This window comes from Mycolicibacter algericus DSM 45454 (assembly GCF_002086455.1).
In the GTDB taxonomy this organism is placed as follows: Bacteria; Actinomycetota; Actinomycetes; order Mycobacteriales; family Mycobacteriaceae; genus Mycobacterium; species Mycobacterium algericum.
Genome location: NZ_MVHC01000004.1, coordinates 125,030 through 141,313, shown reverse-complemented (window position 1 = coordinate 141,313; position 16,284 = coordinate 125,030). Strand labels below are relative to the sequence as shown.

The 16,284-nt window shown below is 69.2% G+C and carries 15 protein-coding genes; 5 read left to right on the top strand and 10 right to left on the bottom strand.

Translation table 11 applies throughout. The annotated features are described in order from the left end of the window. Positions 1 to 217: 217 nt before the first annotated feature. The 3 genes from BST10_RS05685 (at position 218) to BST10_RS05675 (ending at position 3,377) form a co-directional block, all read left to right on the top strand. Positions 218 to 1,666 (top strand): CCA tRNA nucleotidyltransferase, encoded by a 1,449-nt coding sequence (locus BST10_RS05685; protein ID WP_083036981.1) that lies wholly within the window; start codon positions 218 to 220, stop codon positions 1,664 to 1,666. Positions 1,667 to 1,691: 25 nt separating this feature from the next. Next, the gene (locus tag BST10_RS05680; RefSeq protein ID WP_083036979.1) at positions 1,692 to 2,234 is read left to right on the top strand and encodes a pullulanase; all 543 of its coding nucleotides are present in this window, start codon (positions 1,692 to 1,694) and stop codon (positions 2,232 to 2,234) included. A gap of 285 nt (positions 2,235 to 2,519) precedes the next feature. Then, a complete protein-coding gene (locus BST10_RS05675; protein WP_083037151.1) occupies positions 2,520 to 3,377 on the top strand; it encodes a PE-PPE domain-containing protein in 858 nt (285 codons plus the stop codon). A gap of 174 nt (positions 3,378 to 3,551) precedes the next feature. On the opposite strand, the gene BST10_RS05670 is transcribed toward BST10_RS05675, so the two are convergent. After that, positions 3,552 to 4,325, bottom strand: a complete 774-nt coding sequence (locus BST10_RS05670) for a TIGR03084 family metal-binding protein (protein ID WP_013831249.1) — start codon at positions 4,323 to 4,325, stop codon at positions 3,552 to 3,554. Then, on the bottom strand, positions 4,318 to 5,619 hold the full coding sequence (locus BST10_RS05665) for an MFS transporter (protein WP_013831248.1): 1,302 nt from the start codon (positions 5,617 to 5,619) through the stop codon (positions 4,318 to 4,320). Before BST10_RS05665 ends, BST10_RS05670 begins: the two co-directional genes overlap by 8 nt. A 135-nt stretch (positions 5,620 to 5,754) precedes the next feature. Between BST10_RS05665 and BST10_RS05660 the strand changes: the two genes are divergently transcribed. Continuing rightward, positions 5,755 to 6,369 (top strand): YqgE/AlgH family protein, encoded by a 615-nt coding sequence (locus tag BST10_RS05660; protein ID WP_013831247.1) that lies wholly within the window; start codon positions 5,755 to 5,757, stop codon positions 6,367 to 6,369. Between the two features lie 16 nt (positions 6,370 to 6,385). Here BST10_RS05660 and BST10_RS05655 read toward each other — a convergent pair whose 3' ends face one another. Both BST10_RS05655 and BST10_RS05650 read right to left on the bottom strand, forming a co-directional pair. Then, a complete protein-coding gene (locus BST10_RS05655; RefSeq protein WP_013831246.1) occupies positions 6,386 to 6,832 on the bottom strand; it encodes a hypothetical protein in 447 nt (148 codons plus the stop codon). A 24-nt stretch (positions 6,833 to 6,856) separates the two neighbouring features. Beyond that, the gene (locus BST10_RS05650; protein WP_205277442.1) at positions 6,857 to 7,771 is read right to left on the bottom strand and encodes an LpqN/LpqT family lipoprotein; all 915 of its coding nucleotides are present in this window, start codon (positions 7,769 to 7,771) and stop codon (positions 6,857 to 6,859) included. A 186-nt stretch (positions 7,772 to 7,957) separates the two neighbouring features. Between BST10_RS05650 and leuS the strand changes: the two genes are divergently transcribed. Then, positions 7,958 to 10,834: a leucine--tRNA ligase gene (gene leuS, locus BST10_RS05645; protein ID WP_083036976.1), complete on the top strand. Its 2,877-nt coding sequence runs from the start codon at positions 7,958 to 7,960 to the stop codon at positions 10,832 to 10,834. A 38-nt stretch (positions 10,835 to 10,872) separates the two neighbouring features. Here leuS and BST10_RS05640 read toward each other — a convergent pair whose 3' ends face one another. The 6 genes from BST10_RS05640 to BST10_RS05615 are packed head-to-tail and all read right to left on the bottom strand — an operon-like array spanning position 10,873 to position 16,277. Continuing rightward, positions 10,873 to 11,538, bottom strand: a complete 666-nt coding sequence (locus BST10_RS05640; RefSeq protein ID WP_083036973.1) for an SDR family oxidoreductase — start codon at positions 11,536 to 11,538, stop codon at positions 10,873 to 10,875. Beyond that, positions 11,538 to 12,050 (bottom strand): MarR family winged helix-turn-helix transcriptional regulator, encoded by a 513-nt coding sequence (locus BST10_RS05635; protein ID WP_083036970.1) that lies wholly within the window; start codon positions 12,048 to 12,050, stop codon positions 11,538 to 11,540. Before BST10_RS05635 ends, BST10_RS05640 begins: the two co-directional genes overlap by 1 nt. A gap of 57 nt (positions 12,051 to 12,107) precedes the next feature. Next, positions 12,108 to 12,851 carry an amino acid ABC transporter ATP-binding protein gene (locus BST10_RS05630; RefSeq protein WP_083036967.1) on the bottom strand — a complete coding sequence of 248 codons (744 nt, stop codon included), beginning with the start codon at positions 12,849 to 12,851 and terminating at the stop codon, positions 12,108 to 12,110. Further along, complete coding sequence (locus tag BST10_RS05625) at positions 12,848 to 14,629, bottom strand: ABC transporter substrate-binding protein/permease (RefSeq protein WP_083037149.1); 1,782 nt, start codon at positions 14,627 to 14,629, stop codon at positions 12,848 to 12,850. The genes BST10_RS05630 and BST10_RS05625 overlap by 4 nt, the downstream gene beginning before the upstream one ends. Beyond that, positions 14,611 to 15,396 (bottom strand): LLM class F420-dependent oxidoreductase, encoded by a 786-nt coding sequence (locus BST10_RS05620; protein ID WP_371869185.1) that lies wholly within the window; start codon positions 15,394 to 15,396, stop codon positions 14,611 to 14,613. The genes BST10_RS05625 and BST10_RS05620 overlap by 19 nt, the downstream gene beginning before the upstream one ends. Before the next feature lie 5 nt (positions 15,397 to 15,401). Beyond that, on the bottom strand, positions 15,402 to 16,277 hold the full coding sequence (locus BST10_RS05615) for an alpha/beta fold hydrolase (RefSeq protein WP_083036961.1): 876 nt from the start codon (positions 16,275 to 16,277) through the stop codon (positions 15,402 to 15,404). Positions 16,278 to 16,284: the final 7 nt, after the last annotated feature.

The window sequence follows — 16,284 nt, the reverse complement described above, 5'->3', positions numbered from 1 at the left end:
ATGTGATAGTAGCTGGCACGGGTGAGCCCACCGGCCTCCCTCGCCGGGGCGGCCTCGGCGGCGGCGGCCCGCGACGCCGGCTCCGCCCGCCGGGATCCGGCTCGCCGAGTATGCGGAATCGTCGGCGAGGTCGGCGGAAACCGACCGAACCGCACACGCGCTCGCCGGCGGCTGGGAGTGAGACCCCGGCCCGCCCCACCGTCTAAGCTCATCGAACGTGCCCGAAGCCCACCAGGATGCCGACCTGCTGACAGCGGCGGCGGTCGCCCTGAACCGGCACGCCGAGCTGCTGCGCGACCTCGGCGCCATGTTCGATGCGGCCGGCCACCAGCTGTACCTGGTGGGCGGATCGGTCCGCGACGCCCTGCTGGGCCGGTCCAGCCCCGACCTGGACTTCACCACCGACGCTCGCCCCGAGCAGGTGCAGCAGCTGCTGCGGGGCCGCGCCGAGGCGCTGTGGGACACCGGGATCGAGTTCGGCACCATCGGTGCCGGCCTGCACGGGTACCGCGTGGAGATCACCACGTTCCGGGCCGACAAATATGATCGGGTGTCGCGTAATCCCGAAGTGCGCTTTGGGGATTCGCTGCACGAGGACCTGGTGCGCCGGGATTTCACCGCAAATGCGATGGCGGTCCGCATCACCGGAGCCGGTCCGGGGGAGTTCCTCGACCCGCTGGGTGGCCTGGCGGCGTTACGAGCCGGGGTGCTGGAGACACCGACGGCACCGCAGGACTCCTTCGGTGACGATCCGCTGCGGATGCTGCGCGCCGCCCGGTTCGTTTCGCAACTCGGCTTCACGGTGGCGCCGCGGGTGCGCGCCGCGATCGAAGAGATGGCCGAGCAGCTTTCCCGCATTACACCCGAGCGGGTGGCCGCCGAACTGGACAAGCTGCTGTTGGGCGCCGACCCTGCAGCCGGCATCGAGCTGATGGTGGCCAGCGGGATGGGCGACGTGGTGCTGCCCGAGGTCGGCGCCATGCGGATGGCGATCGACGAGCACCACCAGCACAAGGACGTCTACCAGCATTCACTGACCGTGCTGCGGCAGGCGATCGAGCTCGAAGACGCCCGGGGCGGTCCCGATCTGGTGCTGCGCTGGGCGGCGCTGCTGCACGACATCGGCAAGCCCGACACCCGCCGCCACGAGCCCGACGGTGGGGTGAGCTTTCACCACCACGAGGTGGTGGGGGCGAAGATGGTGCGCAAGCGCATGCGCGCGCTGCGGTACTCCAAGCAGATGGTCGACGATGTCTCGCAGCTGGTGTATCTGCACCTGCGCTTCCACGGCTACGGCGACGGAAAGTGGACCGATTCGGCGGTGCGGCGCTACGTCACCGATGCCGGACCGCTGCTGGACCGGCTGCACAAGCTGGTTCGCGCGGACTGCACCACCCGAAACAAGCGGCGGGCAGCACGCCTGCAGGCCAACTACGACCAGCTCGAAGCGCGCATCACCGCGCTGGCCGAGCAGGAGGACCTGCAGCGGGTGCGGCCGGACCTGGACGGCAACGAGATCATGGCGCTGCTCGACATCCCCGCCGGGCCGCTGGTGGGGCAGGCGTGGAACTTCCTCAAGGAGTTGCGCTTGGAGCGGGGACCGTTGTCGCGGGACGAGGCGACGGCCGAACTACTGGCGTGGTGGCAGACCCAGCGGAACCGCTAGCGGCGCCCGCACGTCTGATCCGGGTATGGATTACTGCCTGGGCGACGGTGACGGAGCGGCGACGATGTGGAGCGGGCCGCCCGACCTCGATCTCGACGGCGACGGCGTGGCCGATGCGATCGCCCTCGATTTCGACGGCGACGGGCTGCGTGATGACGCGTTGGTCGATTTCGACGGTGACGGGGTGGCCGACCACCTGATGCTGGACCTCGACGACGACGGCGCCCCGGAGGCCTCTTTCACCGACGACGGATCCGGCACGTGGGGGCAGGGCGTGGCGGCGGGCTCGGCGGACCGATCGGGCGGGTTGCGGTGGTCGGGACTCGACTCGGGACTCGACGAAGTCGAACATCTCGGTGGTCCACTGGTGGATTTCGACGGCGACGGCCGCATCAACGACCGGCTGCTCGACTCCGACGGCGACGGCCGCGCCGACCGGGTGCTGATCGGCGATGGATCGGGCGGCTACCGCGCGGCCTATGTCGACACCGACGGCGATGGGCGGTGGGACATCAAGCTGACCGACGCCGACGGCGACGGGGCCGCCGACGGGGCCGCCGCCCTGTGAGCCCCGGTTGTTATGCAGGCCCGTGGGAGCGCCCGCAAACCGCATCCGGCCGGGCGACTTGAGGCGCGAGGAGCCGAACAACCGTTCGATAAAAGTGCGGACTTCACGACATTTTTATGGGCTTTCGCACCCTGGATCGACCTGTAGCATCCCTCAAGTGGACGCCGCCGGCCGTAGCGTATAAGTTAGCGCGCGTACGGAAAAGCCCTCTTGTCGCACAGCTACGCGGTTGAGACTGGGTGTGGGCGACTGCCGTCGGGTTACCGCAACATCGGGGAGGAACTGGTGAACAAGACGACCGTGGGCGCGCTGTTGTCGGCGCCGATCATCATCGCGGGAGTGACGGCAGCGCCCGCCCCCGCTGCTGCCACCGACCACCACATCCTCGACTACGCGCTGGCCGCCGAGGCTCTGGTCATGATTCCGGCGATGAATCAGAACTGGCTCGATCTGAGTAAAGAGCTGTATCTGGTGCCGAACGGGTTCCCCGAAGACGGCGACGCGACCTTCCTGCAGGTGCCCGAGACCTACGACCTGAACGCCAGCATCAAGGGCGCCACCGACATCCTGGTCGACGCGATCAAGACTCGGTGGGACGCCGGCGACTTCGACTCCGGGGACCCGCTGTACATCTTCGGGTACTCGCAGGCCAATGTCGCCGCGGGCCTGGCCATGGAGCGACTCGCTGAGGAAACGGACATCCCCAAGGACGCACTGCATTTCGTGATGGTCGGGGACAGCGCCGCAGAGGGCGGCTTCCTGAGCGGCTTCCTGCCCACGTTGCTGCAGTGGGTGCCCGAAGAATGGCACGACGACGTGATCACGATGGTTTATCAGGTCGCCGAGATGATGAACATCGACTCGGTGATCGGTCTGGTCACCCCGAACGATCTGTACACGGCCGACGTTTACTCGCTGTCCAGTGACGGCTTCGCGAACTGGGATGACGGCCACCAAATGGCCGGCATGTTCAGCGACCACCTCGCGTACCTGGGCCTGTCGCCGGAGGAGATCGCAAGTGCGACGCAGACGGTGAGCGGCGACACGGTTTACCACATGATCGACACCGCCAACGTGAACGTGTTCCAGGCGTTGGTGAACTCCGCCGAGATGATCATGGGCGGTTTCCTCGCCTGGTTCTGAAGCCGCCGGCGGCTCAGACCGCGTCGAGTGGGAATCTCACGGCACGACGCGCGGCGGCGGCGTCGGTGAATTCCCAGTGGGGCCGGGCATTATGTGGCCGGCTCTCTTCGCGCTGGCGCGCTCATCGCCCGGAGCGGTGCTGATTGGGCTCCGGCTCTCTTCGCGCTGGCGCGCTCATCGCCCGGAGCCGGGCGGCCCCGCGAAAGCTTGGGCGATCTCCAGCCAGCGCTGGGCGTCCTCGCCGTGCGCGGCGACGTCGAGGTCGGCCAACGGCCGACGCTGCGTGACCAGAAAGCAGAAATGCTCGGCCGAACCGGTCACCCGCTGCTCGGCGTTCACCGGTCCCCAGGTCCACACCCCACCACCGGGGGCGTGTAGTTCCACGTGAAACGGTTCGCCGGGCGGGGTCAGGTTGTGGACGGTGAACGCGTAGTCGCGGGTTCGCACGCCCAGATGCGCGATGGAGCGCAACCGCGCGGTCGGTGCCCGTCGCACCCCGAGCGCGTCGGCGACGTCCAGGCCATGCGCCCAGGTCTCCATCAGTCGCGCGGTGGCCATGGACGCCGCGCTCATCGGCGGGCCGAACCACGGCAGCTTGCGGCCGTCGGGGACACCCAGGAGGGCTTGGTGCAACTGCGCGCGCGTCGATCGCCAGTCCGCCAGCAGATCAGCCGGCGCCGCGGTGGCCAACTCGGCCGCACCGGCGTCGACGAAGCCGGTCGGATCGCCCATCGCCGCCGCGAGTTGGTCGCTGAAGCCGGCCTCGTCGGTGATGGCCAGCAACGCGACCCGGTCCGTCCACAGCAGATGAGCGATCTGATGGGCGATGGACCAGCCCGCCGCCGGGGTGGGCGCACCCCACTGACTGTCGGTGAGTGGGGCCACCAGCGTGTCGAGGTCCTCGCTCTCGGCACTCAGATCGGCGACGATCGGTTCGGTTTCAGCCATGCCCGTACTGTATGCCCCCCACCGGATCCCGGGGCCGCCCGATCAGGCTGTGCCCCGCCAGGCCGGCCAGGTACAACAGCGTTCCGGCCACGATCAGCCACGGCGCCTGCCCGTCGGGGGGAACCACCGCCGCGGTGGCGGACACGGCCAGGACGAACGAAGCCCAGAACAGCGAATCCTGCACCGCGAAGACATGTCCGCGCAGCGCGTCGTCGACGTCGATCTGCATGGCGGTGTCCGCGCACAGCTTGACCACCTGCCCGGCCACCCCGAGCAGGAATCCGCACAGCACCAGCACCGGCAGATACAGGCCGATCCCGGCGAACTGGATCACCGCCGCCGCCGCCAGCGCCCCGTTGGCGGTGGCGTACCGGCCCCAGCGGTGGACCGCTGGCGGGGTGAGCAGGGTGGCCAGGAACGATCCCGCGCCGGCCGCGGCGACGAACAACGCCGTGGTGCCCAGACCCGACACCGTGTGCTCGCCGACGTGGCGCACCATCACCAGCACCAGCAGGGTGTTGATGCCGAACGCCATCCGGTGTGCGGCCAGCCCCGACAGCGTCGCCGCCACGGTGGGCCGGTCCCGCACCGTCCGGATGCCGTGCAGCCAGCCCATCGTCACCGCGTAGAGCACCGATCCGTGGATGGCGCGTTTGGTGTCGTCGGGGCCGAGCACGTGGCGGCCGAACCGCAGCGAGAGCAGCAGCGCGATCGCGACCGGGATCGCCACCGCCGCGATGATCGACGCCGCGCCGCGATCGTTGGCGCCTACCAGCCAGCGCGGCACCAGCATGAAGTTCGCGCCCAGGAAGGCCGCCACCGCACCGGTCGCGATCGCCAGCGCGTTCATCGTGACGACCTGGTCGCGCGGCACCACGTGGGGCAGCGCCGCCGACAACCCGGAGGCGATGAACCGGGTGAACCCGTTGGCGATCAGGGCCGCGCACAGCACCGGCAGATCCCCGGCGCCGATGGCCAACAGTGCGGCGATGCCGAGCACCAGCACCAGGCGGGCGATGTTGGCCACCACCAGCACCATGCGCCGATCCCAGCGGTCCAGCAGCGCCCCGGCGAACGGCCCCAGCACCGAATAGGGCAGGAACAGCACGGCGAACGCGCCCGCGATCGCCCACGGCGCCGCGGCCCGGTCCGGATTGAACAGCAAGGCGCCGGCCAGGCCGGCCTGAAACAAGCCGTCGCCGAACTGGCTTGCGGCACGCAGCTCCAACAGGCGCCAGAACTCCGGCAGGCTGCGCGCCGACCGCCACAGCGATGCGGGTGCGCGGGTGTCCACCAAAAGACCTACTTCCGGACGCGGGCGGCTGTCACTGCGGCGCCGGCCCCCAGACCAGAGTACAAATCTTGGCGGTCGCTTGACGTTCGGTACAGGTCGCCCCCGATCGCCGGGTTCGGGTGCCATGATGGGAGGGTGGCGCAACCCGAAGAACCCGAGGACGCTGAACAGTTTGTCGCGCCCGCCGCGCATCGGGTACGGGCCGGGACGTTGCTCTTGGCCAACACCGATCTGCTCGAACCCACCTTTCGCCGCACCGTGATCTACGTGGTCGAACACAACGACGGCGGCACGCTGGGCGTGGTGCTCAACAGACCCAGTGAAACCGCCGTCTACAACGTGCTGCCGCAGTGGTCCGAGCTGGCCGCCAAGCCGAAGACGATGTTCATCGGCGGCCCGGTGAAACGCGACGCGGCCTTGTGCGTCGGACTGTTGAAGATCGGTGCGGATCCCAACGATGTGCCGGGCGTGCGCCATATCGACGGCCGGTTGGTGATGGTCGACCTCGACGCCGAACCGGAGTCCATCGCCCCCCACGTCGAGGGGGTGCGGATCTTCGCCGGCTACGCCGGCTGGACCATCGGCCAGCTCGAAGGCGAGATCGAGCGCGACGACTGGATCGTGCTGTCGGCGTTGCCCTCAGACGTGCTGGTCCCGCCCCGGGTCGACGTGTGGAGCCGGGCCCTGCGACGCCAGCCGTGGCCCACGGCGCTGCTGGCCACCCACCCGGTCGACATCAGCCGCAACTGAGCGCCGGCACCGCCGGTTACGAGCAGCCGCAACCGCTGCCGCAGCCCGACGCCGGCTCCGGCTCCGGCGGTGCGCCGCCGGCGCAACCGCAGCCGGCGCCACAACCGACGTCCTCGACCGGTGCGGCGTCGCCGCAGCCGCAGCCCGAGCCGCAACCACCGGCCGCACCGGCTGCGGCGGACTGGCGCGCCGCGTAGCGGGCACCCTGCCAGGCGCCGGCGGCCAGGATGACCAGCGCACCGGTGATCGAGATGATCAACGCCAGCAGCGCCACCGCGGGCGGACCGGCCAGCACCAGCGCGCCGCCCACCGCCAGGATCACCCCGACGGCGACCTGGGCGGGCGCCACCGCGCGCAGCACCAGTTGCTCGGGGTCGCCGGTGAGCGGCCGGGCCAGGGTCCGCACTCCGAACACCAGCGATACCACGGCCGCGACCAGGCACAGCACACCCATGATCAGCATGGGTTCAAGGATACGAGGGGCCGATCAGCCGGCGTGGCCCGCCCGGGGTTGCGCCGGAGCCGGTGCCGCGGGCCCGTGGGGCGCCGCCGGCAGCTGCGTGCTGACGGGCTGTTCGGCGCCGCGTGAACTCACACTGAATCCGTTGACGATCGCATCGGTCGCCGGGGCGTTACCGACGGCGCGGCCGGCGCCGGTGGTCACCGTCAACGAGACCAGGTAGGCGGAGTCGGGCGTCGGCACGATCACGTGACGCCGGGAGGTGTTGAGCGTCATGTCGGCGTCGCGGTAGGTGCCCTCGATGATCGAGGAGGGAAACCCGTTGAAATCGGCCAGCGAGGCGTTGGTGGTCTGCCAGGCCATCAGCTGCTGGCTGTCGACGAACCCGTGGGTGATCGCTTCTTTCGGGTCGAACTGCCCGACCAGCCGATAGACGACCACCTGCGCGTTGGGCGTGTACAGCGACCCGCTGCGCCGGTCGGCGATGACCGCGAATGCGTCGGGCACGTTGGGGTCGGGAACGTGGGTCCAGCCGGCCGGCATCGGCAGGGTGATGTTGAACGCGGTGAAGCCGGAGGCCTGCTGCGGCTCCAACTGCACCTGCTTGGCGGCGAAGTAGTCGCGCAACGTGCCGGAGGTGGCGGGCACCAGGGCGTTCGGCGCGGCGCCGCCCGCAGGTCCCGGTACGGCCGCCGGTGCGCCCGCCGCCGGGGCCAGGGCCGGTCCGGGTGCGGCCGGCCGGGGTGCCGCCGGCAGTGGTGGGGTCACCGGCACGGCGGCCGGTTGCGCGGCGGGCTGGGCCGCCGGGCCGTAGGGGCTAGGAGGCGTCGGCAGCAGCGGGTCGCCCATGGCGACCGGCACTCCCAGCGGGCCGCCGAAGGCCGCCGCTGTGACAGCCGCGCAGCCGACAAGTAACCGCCAGCGGCGAACCGTGTTCGTCATCTCCTCAGGGTCCTTCCGGGACCGGCCGGGCAATGGTGCCCCGGCCTCGGCTCGACGGTAGCCAGCCGCGGCCAGGCGCCGCCAGGGCCGCAACCGACCTGGAACGAAGCCCTCATCGGCCTGCAACGCAACCGATATCAAGCTGTGGCGATCGGGCCGAAAAACCCCGCCCTTTACCCTGTTGAGGTGAACGAAGCCCCGACCACCCAGGTGCCCGGCGACCAGGCGCCCCGTCACCGCTACACGGCCGCGCTGGCCGGGCGCATCGAAGGCGCCTGGCAGGATCACTGGGAGCGGGCGGGGACCTTCAACGTCGCCAACCCGGTCGGTTCGCTGGCGCCGTCGGACGGTGCGGCGATACCCGCCGACAAGATGTTCGTCCAGGACATGTTCCCCTACCCGTCCGGTGACGGCCTGCATGTCGGCCATCCGCTGGGCTACATCGCCACCGACGTCTACGCGCGCTACTTCCGGATGACGGGCCACAACGTGCTGCACGCGCTGGGCTTCGATGCGTTCGGGCTGCCCGCCGAGCAGTACGCGGTGCAGACCGGCACCCACCCGCGCATCCGCACCGAGGCCAACATCGAGAACTTCCGCCGGCAACTGCGGCGTCTCGGTCTGGGCCACGACAGCCGGCGCAGTTTCTCCACCACCGACGTCGACTTCTACAAGTGGACGCAGTGGATCTTCCTGCAGATCTACAACGCCTGGTTCGACACGAGCGTGAACAAGGCCCGGCCGATCGCAGAACTGGTCGCCGAGTTCGATGCCGGCACGCGCACCCTCGACGACGGGCGGGACTGGGCGCAGTTGTCGGCGGGGGAGCGAGCCGATGTCATCGACGGCCACCGACTGGTCTACCGGTCTGACTCGATGGTCAACTGGTGCCCGGGGCTGGGCACGGTGCTGGCCAACGAAGAGGTCACCGCGGACGGACGAAGCGACCGCGGCAACTTCCCGGTGTTCCGGAAGCGGCTGCGGCAGTGGATGATGCGGATCACCGCCTACTCCGACCGGCTGCTCGACGACCTCGATGTGCTGGATTGGCCGGAGAAGGTCAAGACCATGCAGCGCAACTGGATCGGGCGCTCCACGGGTGCCGCGGCGCTGTTCGCCGCCGACACCACCGACGGCGCCGAGGTGGACATCGAGGTGTTCACCACCCGCCCCGACACGTTGTTCGGCGCCAGCTACCTGGTGCTCGCGCCCGAACACGATCTGGTCGACCGGTTGACGGTGGCCGACTGGCCGGACGGCGTGGATCAACGCTGGACGTTCGGGTCCGCGACGCCGGCTGAAGCCGTCGCCGCCTACCGCAAGGCGATCGCCGCGAAGTCGGATCTGGAACGCCAGGAGAACAAGACCAAAACCGGTGTGTTCCTCGGCAGTTATGCCACCAACCCGGCCAACGGCCAGCAGGTCCCGATCTTCATCGCCGACTACGTGCTGGCCGGCTACGGCACCGGCGCCATCATGGCCGTCCCGGGCCACGACCAGCGAGACTGGGAGTTCGCCGCCGAGTTCGGTCTCCCGGTCGTCGAAGTCATTGCCGGCGGCGACATCTCGGAGGCCGCGTATGCGGGTGATGGAACCCTGGTGAATTCCGGCCCGTTGAACGGCATGACCGTCGACGACGCCAAGCAGGCCATCACGCAACAACTGGAGTCGCAGGGCCGCGGCTGGGCGCGCATCGAATTCAAGTTGCGTGACTGGCTTTTCGCCCGCCAGCGATACTGGGGCGAGCCGTTCCCGATCGTGTTCGATGCCGACGGCCGTCCGCACGCCCTGGATTCCGCGGCGCTGCCGGTCGAGCTGCCCGATGTCGGTGACTACTCGCCGGTGTTGTTCGACCCGGACGACGCATCCAGCGAACCCTCGCCGCCGCTGGCCAAGGCAACCGAATGGGTGCATGTCGAACTGGATCTCGGCGATGGACTGCAGCCCTACACCCGCGACACCAACGTCATGCCGCAGTGGGCCGGAAGTTCTTGGTACGAGTTGCGTTACGCCGACCCGCGCAACGCCGACCAGTTCTGCGCTCCGGAGAACGAGGCCTACTGGATGGGGCCGCGGCCTGCCGAGCACGGTCCCGATGATCCGGGCGGCGTGGACCTTTACGTCGGCGGTGCCGAGCACGCGGTGCTGCACCTGCTGTACTGCCGTTTCTGGCACAAGGTGCTCTACGACCTGGGGCACGTCAGCTCGCGCGAGCCCTACCGCCGCTTGGTCAACCAGGGCTACATCCAGGCGGCCGCCTACACCGACTCGCGCGGGTCGTATGTGCCGGCCGTCGATGTCGTGGAACGCGACGGGAAGTTCTACCTCCCGGGCCCCGACGGTGATACGGAAGTCTTCGCCGAATACGGCAAAATGGGTAAGAGCCTGAAGAATTCGGTGTCCCCCGACGAGATCTGCGACGCCTACGGCGCCGACACCCTGCGGGTCTATGAGATGTCGATGGGCCCGCTGGAGATGTCACGGCCGTGGGCCACCAAGGACGTGGTCGGCGCGCACCGCTTTCTGCAGCGGGTGTGGCGGTTGATCGTCGACGAGGAGACCGGCGCCACCCGCGTGCTCGACGCCGAGCCGGACACCGAGACGCTGCGGCTGCTGCACCGCACCATCGTCGGAGTGTCGGAAGACTATGCGGCGCTGCGCAACAACACTGCCGCGGCCAAGCTGATCGAGTACACCAACCATCTGACCAAGCAGCACCGCGACGGGGTTCCGCGCGGGGCCGTGGAGCCACTGGCACTGATGCTCGCACCGCTGGCCCCGCACCTGGCCGAGGAGCTGTGGCAGCGGCTCGGCCACGATTCCTCGCTGGCGCACGGCCCCTTCCCGGTGGCCGACCCGGCCTATCTGGTCACCGACACCGCCGACTACCCGGTGCAGGTCAACGGCAAGAAGCGGGGGCTGGTCACGGTTGCCGCCGACGCCGACACCGAGGCGATCAAGGCCGTCGCCCTGGCCGACGAGAAGGTGCAGGCGTTCCTGGCCGGCGCCACGCCGAAGAAGGTGATCGTGGTGCCCGGCCGGCTGGTGAACCTGGTGGTCTGAGCCCGGCCGACCTCGCGGAAAAGAAGGCGGAAAGGAAACTACCGCGGGCGGACCACGACCTCATGCAGGTGCGCGTCCGGCGGGGTGCGCACCGCGGCGGCCACCACCTCAGCGACGGTATCGGGACGCAGGAAGCGGCCCGGATCATACTGGCCGCCTTCGTAAGCGACCAGGTCGTGTTGCATCTCGGTGTCGACGCGGCCGGGGTAGACGGTGGTGACGCGCAGCGCCGGCTCGTCGCTGCGCAGTGAGTCCGCAAACGCGCGAAGCGCGAACTTGCTGGCCGAGTATGAGGCCATTCCAGCGGAAACCCGTTGCCCGGCACCGGAGTTGATGAACACCACCTGTCCGCGGGCCTGCCGCAACGCGGGCAGCAGCGCCAGTGTCAGCGCTACCGCACCGAACACGTTGACCTCGAAGGTGGCCCGCCACTCCTCGATGTAGGACTCGCCCGCAGCGCCGGGCAGCATCACCCCGGCGTTGTGCACCAGCACGTCGAGTTCGTCGACGATCTCGGTGGCCGACTCGATCGCGTCGGCGTCGGCGAGATCGAGCGGCCAGGTGGTGGCGCCGAGCCGTTCGGCGACGGCGTCGAGCCGCGCCGACGGTCTGCCGGCCAGCAGCAGGGTGTGGGTGGGTGCCAGTGCGGACGCGATCGCCGAACCGATCCCGCCGCCGGCGCCGGTGATCAGGGCGGTCGGCATCAACCGCAGTCCAGCGGGCAGTCGGACCCGTCGTCCGCGGGCGTCCCGGCGGCCCCGTAGGTGGCCAGCCGCTCCAGCGGTTCCAGCGCGCGGGTCAAGGTGTCCAGATCCTCTTGGCTGAGCTCGCTGAGCATCACCGCCAGGGCCGCGTGCCGGTTGGCCAGCGACTCACGGTGGCTCGCCAGACCCTCCTCGGTGATGTCGACCAGCACGGCCCGCAGGTCGGACGGATCCCGGCTGCGTTTGACCAGGCCGATCTTCTCCAAACGGCGGATCGCCACGGTGGTGGTGGGGGTGCGAACCCGTTCGTGGGCAGCCAGTTCGGTCATCCGGATCGGCCCGCGGTCCAACAGCGTGATCAGGATCGACAGCTGAGCCAGCGTGAGTTCGCCGGTCTTCGTTCCGCCGCCGATCTCACCGCGCCGCAGGATCGAGAACAGTTTGGACAGCGAACGATGCAAGCCTTCTGCGACCGCCGTCACCTGCGGGGTCTCGGCTTTGCTCTCCGCCATAGTTCGCCAGTCTAACCTGTGGCTCTAACGAGGGGGGATAGGTCGCACAGGTTGCTGTCACAACACCTGCGAGAGGAACTTCTGCAGCCGGTCGGTCTCGGCGTTGTCGAAGATCTGTTCGGGCGGTCCGGATTCCACCACCTTCCCGCGGTCCATGAACACCACGGTGTCCGACGCCGACCGGGCAAAGGCCATCTCGTGGGTGACGACCACCATGGTCATACCGTCCGCGCCGAGCTCGGCGATCAACGCCAGGATCCCCTTGACTAATTCCGGGTCCAGCGCCGAGGTCGCCTCGTCGAAGAGCATCACCTGCGGCTGCATCGCCAGGGCGCGGGCGATCGCGACCCGCTGTTGCTGGCCACCGGAGAGCGCCGAGGGACGCGCAGTGGCCTTGTTCTTCAGCCCGACTCGGTCCAGCAGTCCCAGTGCCAGTTCGCGTGCGGCGTCTTGCGACATCCCCAGCAGCTTGCGCGGGGCCAGGGCGATGTTGTCGAGCACACTGCGGTGCGGGAACAGATTGAAATGCTGGAACACCATGCCGATCCGCTGGCGCAGCTCATCGGGGTTGTCGTCGAGTATCGATCGCCCGCCCAACAAGATGTCGCCGCCGTCGGGCTCGTGGAGTCGGTTCAAGGTGCGCAGCATCGTGGACTTGCCGGATCCGGAGGGGCCGATCACCGCCGCGGTACTGCCCGCCGGCACGTCCAGGTCGACCCCCCGCAGCACGGCGTTCTTGCCGAAGGACAACTGGATCCCCTTGGCGGTCAACGACACCGGCTCGCGGGCTGAGACCGTCACGTCATCTCCTGACTGGAGATCGCCGGGTTCAGCTCGACCGGATCATCGTCGTCGGCGGGCCTTCCTCGGCGCAGCCGGTGATCGACGACGTTGACCAGGTGGGTCAACGGAATGGTCAGCGCCAGGTAGAGGACGCCGGCCGCCACCAGCGGCGATAGGCTGCCGGTCTGCGCGTTGAAGTCGCGGCCCACCTGGAACAGTTCCCGCTGGCCGGCGACCAGGCCCAGGAAGTACAGCAGCGCGGAGGCCTTCAGCAACGCGATGAACTGGTTGACCAGCGCCGGCAGCACCCGCCGGATGCCCTGCGGTATCACCACCAGGCGCATCGAGGCGGGGTAGCCGAAACCCAGCGCCCGGGACGCTTCGAGCTGGCCGGACTCCACGCTCTGGATGCCGGAGCGCAAGATCTCCCCGATGTAGGCCGCCGCGGTCAGCCCCAGCGCAGCGATGCCCAGCGGGTAGGGGTTGTTGTTGGTCAGCCCGCCTACCAGTGGACCCACGCCCAAACCGATGAGCAGAATGATCAGCACCTCGGGCAGCCCCCGGAAGATGTCGGTGTAGACCCGCGCCGGCCAGCGCAGCCACCGGGTGCGGGAGATTCCGGCGACGGCCAGTCCCAACCCGGCCACCAAGCCGATGACGCCGCCGCTGACGGTCAGCAGCAGCGTGTTGGGCAGGCCGGTCTTGAGCAGATCCGGCAGCGCTTCGCGGTACAGCTGCCAGTCGAAGAAGGAGTCGCGCAATTGTGCCAGTGTCGATTTGGGTTCGTAGTGCTCCGGATCGGCCTTGTGGTTGCGCGCCGCGATCGCCGCGAAGTCCGGCAGATGCGGGGTGGCCGCCGACTTCGAGCCCGGTTGCCAGTCCGGTGGCAGCGGCCGGGGCACCCAATCGGTGTAGAGCTGCGGCCAGGTGCCGTCGGCGATCACCGCATCCAGGCCGGAGTTCAGCGCCGATATCAGCGCCCGGTTCTCCTTGGCCACCGCGTACGCCTCGAAACCGGCGGGGCTGAACGTGTAACCGGCGATCTGCGCCGGATCTCCCGGCCGCAGCAGGTTCAGCGCGGTCAGCGACGGCGCCACCCAGGCGTCGACCTGGCGGCTTTTCAAACTGGCGTACAGCGTGATCGAGTCCGGGAACCGCACCGGCTCCACCTCGAGGGTGTCGACGACGTAGGCGTCCTCGACGGTGCCCTGCACCACGCCGATCCGCCGCCCGTCGGTCAGGTTGTCGAACCCGGTGATCTCCGAGCCGGCCGGGACGACCAGGGCCATGTAACCGAAGTCGTAGCCGTTGGTGAAGCCGACGGTGCGACGACGCTCGTCGGTGGCGTTGATCGACGCCGATCCGACGTCGAAGCGCCCGGACTCCACCTGGGCCAGCAGCCCGAAGAAGTCGGTGCCGACGAACTGGATCCGCAGACCGAGTTTCTTGGCGATGGCGCGGAGCAGTTCATTGTCGAACCCGGTGTAGCGTCCCGCGGCGTTGATGCAGTTCGTCGGGGGGCTCTCGGTCAGGGTGCCGACGGTGAGCACCCCGGGCGTGACCAGACCCAGCTTGGTCACGTCGATCGAGTTGAGCGGATCCACGCCGGCCGTGGTGTATTTGTCCTCGCGCGGACGTTTGGCGGTGGCCAGCTTGACTGGCAGCGTGACCGCCGCCTGCTCCCCGGGCGGTGCGCACAGGTCAGGGGCGGCACCGGCGGACGGCGCCGTTGCCAGACCGCCCACGATCATCCAGGTGGCGAGAATCGCCGCCAGTTTTATCGCTGGTCGCGCCATCGGCACAGCGCCTCGGCGGCGGTCAGGTCGTAGTCCGGTCCGCTACTACCGACGGTCAGCAGGCTCACCCCGAGTTCGGCCATCGAGTCCGCCGCGGCGAGCAACTCCGCTTCGGTGTGGTCGTTGCCCAGCGCGGTCGAATGTTCGATCGTGGCGGGGTCGCGGCCCAGCGCGGCGCAGTGTTCGGCGAGTATGGCCGCCTTGTGCGGGTAGGTGTCGGCGTCGGTGAAGCTGTGCCACATGTCGGCGTGCTCGGCGACCAGGCGTAGCGTCTTGCGCTCGCCGCCCCCTCCGATCAGCAACGGAATGTGCCGGGTGGGAGGCGGATTGAGCTGGGACAGCCGGGACTTGATTCGCGGCAGCGCGGCGGCCAGGTCGTCGAGCCGGCTGCCGGCGGTACCGAATTCGTAGCCGTATTCGTGGTAGTCCCGGTCCTTCCAGCCCGAACCGATGCCCAGGATCAGCCGGCCGTCGCCGATGTGGTCGACGGTGCGGGCCATGTCGGCGAGCAGCTCCGGGTTGCGGTAGGAGTTGCACGTCACCAGCGCGCCGATCTGGATCCGCGAGGTCTGTTCGGCCCAGGCGCCCAGCATGGTCCAGCATTCGAAATGGGGCCCGTCGGGATCGCCGTAGAGCGGGAAGAAGTGATCCCAGTTGAGTGCGATGTCGACACCGAGGTCTTCGCACCGCCGGACCGCGTCGCGGATCGCACCGTATTGCGCGGCGTGCTGGGGGTGCAGCTGCACGCCGATTCGGATGGGCCTCACCTCAGTCACGGTAGCGTCCGGCGCAGCAGCTCGACCAGAGCGCGCGGCTGGTCGCTTTGTACCGAATGTCCGGAGCCGGCCACGACGTGGGTTGTCAGGCCCGGTGAGCGCCGAGCGTATTCGGCGACATCGTCGGCGGAGACGAACACCGAGTCGCCACCACGGATCAAGGTCGTCGGCGCGGCGACCGCCGAGACGTCGGTCCACAGCTCGGTGAAGTCCCCGACACTGCGGATCGTGTCGTAACGCCAGGTCCACCGCCCATCGGGCAGTTGCCGGGTGTTGTGGAACAGCCCGCGCCGCAGGGACTCCGGATCACGATGCGGTGCCGCCAGCCGGGTGACGGCCAGCATGGACTCGAAGTCGGGGAAGGTGCGGTCGCCCTGGGCCAACGCCACCGTCCCGCGATCGGCGGCGCTCAGCTGTGAATACCGTTGCAGTGCCGAGGGAGTCACGTCCACGAGCGCCAGCCGGCGGACCAGCTCGGGGGCGGCGGCGGCCATCCGGATCGCGGTCAGCCCGCCCAGCGACATCCCGACCACCAATTCGGCGGTCGGTGCGAGCTCGCGCAGCACCGGCGCGACGGTCGCGGCGTTGCGCTGCGGCGAGTAGTCGCCGTCGTCGCGCCAGGCCGACCGGCCGTGGCCGGGCAGGTCCACGGCCAGCGCGGGTTGTCCGAGCCCGAGGATGACGGTGTCCCAGGTGTGGGCGTTCTGCGCGCCGCCGTGCAGGAACACCACCCGCGGCGGCTCGGTTCCCCACCGCAACGCGCTGACGGTGGCGGTCTCGATGCGCTGAACGGCCGGCAGCGGGCCGGTGACACCGGCTTGTTCGGCGTTGCCGGCCAGCAGGGCGAACTCGTCGCTCAGTTCCGCGTTCACTCTGCGC

What these genes read in the sequence shown, in the direction of transcription:
- BST10_RS05680 (WP_083036979.1), top strand. Translation starts at nt 1,692, where the DNA reads ATGGATTACTGCCTGGGCGACGGTGACGGAGCGGCGACGATGTGGAGC.
- BST10_RS05670 (WP_013831249.1), bottom strand. Translation starts at nt 4,325, where the DNA reads ATGGCTGAAACCGAACCGATCGTCGCCGATCTGAGTGCCGAGAGCGAG.
- BST10_RS05655 (WP_013831246.1), bottom strand. Translation starts at nt 6,832, where the DNA reads ATGCTGATCATGGGTGTGCTGTGCCTGGTCGCGGCCGTGGTATCGCTG.
- BST10_RS05650 (WP_205277442.1), bottom strand. Translation starts at nt 7,771, where the DNA reads ATGACGAACACGGTTCGCCGCTGGCGGTTACTTGTCGGCTGCGCGGCT.
- BST10_RS05640 (WP_083036973.1), bottom strand. Translation starts at nt 11,538, where the DNA reads ATGCCGACCGCCCTGATCACCGGCGCCGGCGGCGGGATCGGTTCGGCG.
- BST10_RS05635 (WP_083036970.1), bottom strand. Translation starts at nt 12,050, where the DNA reads ATGGCGGAGAGCAAAGCCGAGACCCCGCAGGTGACGGCGGTCGCAGAA.
- BST10_RS05625 (WP_083037149.1), bottom strand. Translation starts at nt 14,629, where the DNA reads ATGGCGCGACCAGCGATAAAACTGGCGGCGATTCTCGCCACCTGGATG.